3 protein-coding genes and 1 pseudogene are annotated in these 2,962 nt (G+C 45.5%); all 4 read right to left on the bottom strand.

Features of this window, described 5'->3' with window-relative positions; all coding sequences use genetic code 11:
* Positions 1 to 196: 196 nt before the first annotated feature.
* A complete protein-coding gene (locus HP566_RS19025) occupies positions 197 to 586 on the bottom strand; it encodes a hypothetical protein (protein ID WP_249978889.1) in 390 nt (129 codons plus the stop codon).
* A 1-nt stretch (position 587) separates the two neighbouring features.
* Entirely contained in the window at positions 588 to 1,808 is a 1,221-nt protein-coding gene (locus HP566_RS19020; RefSeq protein ID WP_249978888.1) for a LysM peptidoglycan-binding domain-containing protein, read from the bottom strand.
* On the bottom strand, positions 1,808 to 2,656 hold the full coding sequence (locus tag HP566_RS19015; RefSeq protein WP_249978887.1) for a DUF4123 domain-containing protein: 849 nt from the start codon (positions 2,654 to 2,656) through the stop codon (positions 1,808 to 1,810). Before HP566_RS19015 ends, HP566_RS19020 begins: the two co-directional genes overlap by 1 nt.
* Before the next feature lie 12 nt (positions 2,657 to 2,668).
* A pseudogene (locus HP566_RS19010) lies at positions 2,669 to 2,962 on the bottom strand (type VI secretion system tip protein VgrG); the annotation flags it as partial.

Here is a 2,962-nt window from a genome sequence, read left to right as displayed (position 1 = left end):
GCTTAACGAAAACCGATTGGCCAACAGGTCACCCATCACCAAGAGCAGCGTACTGGCGGCGACAAACCAGCCGACCGGCCCGGCGAACTTGAGTAGCAGTAACCGCCACTGCGCGGCGGGGGCGCCCCTAGTTAAACATTAAACCTTATAACACTTAAACTTAAATTAATCAGCTTTGTAAAAACACTTTACAGAATCAAAAGAACCATTTATTTATATATAAAAACGATCCTCCAGCCAATATAAACAAAGCAGCAGGAATACATGTATACATCGGAAACAACACCATAAATTTTATCTTTTTAGGCAGTTCATCAATATTGATGTTTTCACGGGCATATGGAAGTTTTTTACGCACAAACCTTGAATTGTGGAACAATATAAACACGCCATAACTTGCCGCCCGTCCCATTTCCCAAGGCCATAAACCTTTAACGCCTCTATGAAGAAAATCGGGGCTATCAAAATACTGGTCTATCTTTTCCATATAAAAAAGCAACATCCCCCCCCATATGACAAGTGAAAAAACACCAACAGCTATTACAAAAACCACAAACAAACCCAGTAGTAAATTAAATTCATTCATTTCAATTACCGTATATAAGCTCGCCCAACGATTCTCCACCTAACTCACCTAGTTTTCCACCTACTGCTCCACCACCGTACCCAGCCCCACCGACCACTACGACTCCACAGGCAAGCGTCGCTAAACCGCCAGTGGGAACGCCCAACGCCAAGCAAATTCCCCCAGCGACAGAACCAGCAGCACCACCCGCTATTGCCCCACCTAGCACCCCGCCACCAAAACTGACCCCTTCTCTAATTCGAGTCCTTTGACACTCTTCTTCACGCCCTAAGGTACAGGCTTCCACTGTGTTTGAGTATGCTGATACAGCACTGAACCCTATCCCTACATAACCAGCACGCCCTAGCCACTGGCTTGCTCGGGCAACACCCGCGTAGTTATCTGCATAACCTGGTATTCCCGAAGCCGCTGACCCTGCCTGTCGCCAATGGTGCACTGTCGTTTTTGTCGTCACCCCAAGCGCATGACGTAAATTAGGATGCTCGGGTATACCCAATCCCATACGTGTTACGCGATCAAGTAAGGTATCAAGTTCACGAAACAAAACCTGTCGCCTAGCATAAAACTCCGGGCTATTAAGCCTGCCTGTTCGCTCATAGGTACGCTGGTAAAGCGCTTCTAACTGTCTTAGTTTTGCCTCAACCTGCCGAGTATAATTTTTTATTCCAGCGGCGGTATTACCAATAGCTGCCCCAGCCCCACCAGTTGCTGCACCTAATAAGTTATAGTAGTCAACCGTGAGCTGGGCCTCTTCATGGGTCAACTCAGCAGTGATAGCATTAACATCGCTAGCGATCTGCATGAGAAGACTTTCTTCTCGCGTACATTGCATGCTTCTAGGGTCGCTTAGCACAATCACTTGTCCTGGAACGACGCCGCCATCCAACTGCGGATTTAAGCGTTCAAGCATAGCGTCCACATCGCTACTGAAATTGCTTGAAAACAAATGCTCTTTCAGCTCTTCAACGGTTTGTGGCCGCTCTACGATATAGAACCCTGGCTCGACTTCTTCTTGCTCCACGCAAGGGCTATCAGCGACAATATCTTCTGGACAGCTGCTATCATGTATTTCACTAGTTTCTGGAAGTATTAACTCCATGCCCGCTTGTAGTTGGTTCGGGTTCTGTAGAGAAGGGTTTAGCTCCATGATAGAAGAAATTGATACCGCCTTTTCTCTAGCTATTCCGCTTAATGTATCACCACTTTGCACTGTGTAGCCCATTACTGATCTCCTTTCCCCTTGACTCCCCACATAACCTCTTCAACTTTAAACTGCCGTTCAAGTGCTGCGAGCTCAACATTTTCAACTAATTTCTTTACAGCATCTCTCTCCATTAACTCAGGGTATTTATAGTGCGTAATAACGAACCATTCCAACTCTGAATTAGTTTTAAAACCCAACCTTTCAGCCTTACCAACAATATCTTTAACATCCATTCTACAAATTTTCTCAAAACCATCTTGACTTATATGATTACCTAGCTGTGCTTCCACACGAGTATAAAACTCTTCTTTTTTTACATATTTCATTTTTTCCATGCAGTCTTGAGACAGCTGAAACCATCCCTCTTCTTTATCTTTTTCGAACAAACCATGACCGTCATGGTTGTATATTTCCCAACCACCGCCACTGTAGACCGCCCATTGACTTATCGGTCCAGAGAAATTTGACAACTCATCACTGCTAAAGGTATTCATTAACATTGAAAACCATTCTGGAGAATAAAATCTCCAATAGGCTAGCTGATCATTAGGAAGGCGTATGCTTATCAAGCTTTTTAGGTACTCAAGCACTTCAAAATAGGAGTATGCGCTTACAAAAACCACTCCATTCTTTCGCCAATAACTCTCACAATACCACACCTTACTTTTAGCGCCAGGCTTATATAAACATGGGCTTACATCTAGCGACGCCTCGTGCCGAGTTCCATAATATATCGGTGAAACCTGAGGTGATACTTCATAGTCATATACACATTGCATCGCTGGAAAGACAGCTCCATCCAACAGTATGAATACCGACTTTTCTTCTTGTTTATTTAGCATCTCTAATACTGGTAACTCACTCATTGCAACACCTTTTTATTTGCAGGGGCATGAAGCTAAAGGGCAGCTCCCATCAGCCTGCTGATAACATTGAGCACTGAGTAATTTCCCTTCTTTAGCAACTAGCTTTAGATGCTGTGACGAGCTAGGAAACACCGGCAGAATAGCCTTGTGATGTTCGGCCTGAACATTGCGTGAGAAAAGCGGTGCCTGTGCCGCCTGCCCGCGACCACTGCCGGGGCTGCCGCCGGAGTTGATTTTGACCTGTGGGCCAACCAGGGTGACCCCGCTGGGGTCGATTTTCAGAAAGCTGCCACCTGCGTTGAGGGT

The sequence above is a fragment of the Vreelandella olivaria genome, assembly GCF_023507745.1.
Lineage (GTDB): Bacteria > Pseudomonadota > Gammaproteobacteria > Pseudomonadales > Halomonadaceae > Vreelandella > Vreelandella olivaria_A.
The sequence above is the reverse complement of the archived record's forward strand: the minus strand, read 5'-3'. Positions and strand labels throughout refer to the sequence as shown.

Bases quoted from the DNA above. Each gene is read 5' to 3' on its own strand.
- HP566_RS19025 (WP_249978889.1), bottom strand. From the start codon at position 586: ATGAATGAATTTAATTTACTACTGGGTTTGTTTGTGGTTTTTGTAATA.
- HP566_RS19015 (WP_249978887.1), bottom strand. From the start codon at position 2,656: ATGAGTGAGTTACCAGTATTAGAGATGCTAAATAAACAAGAAGAAAAG.
- HP566_RS19020 (WP_249978888.1), bottom strand. From the start codon at position 1,808: ATGGGCTACACAGTGCAAAGTGGTGATACATTAAGCGGAATAGCTAGA.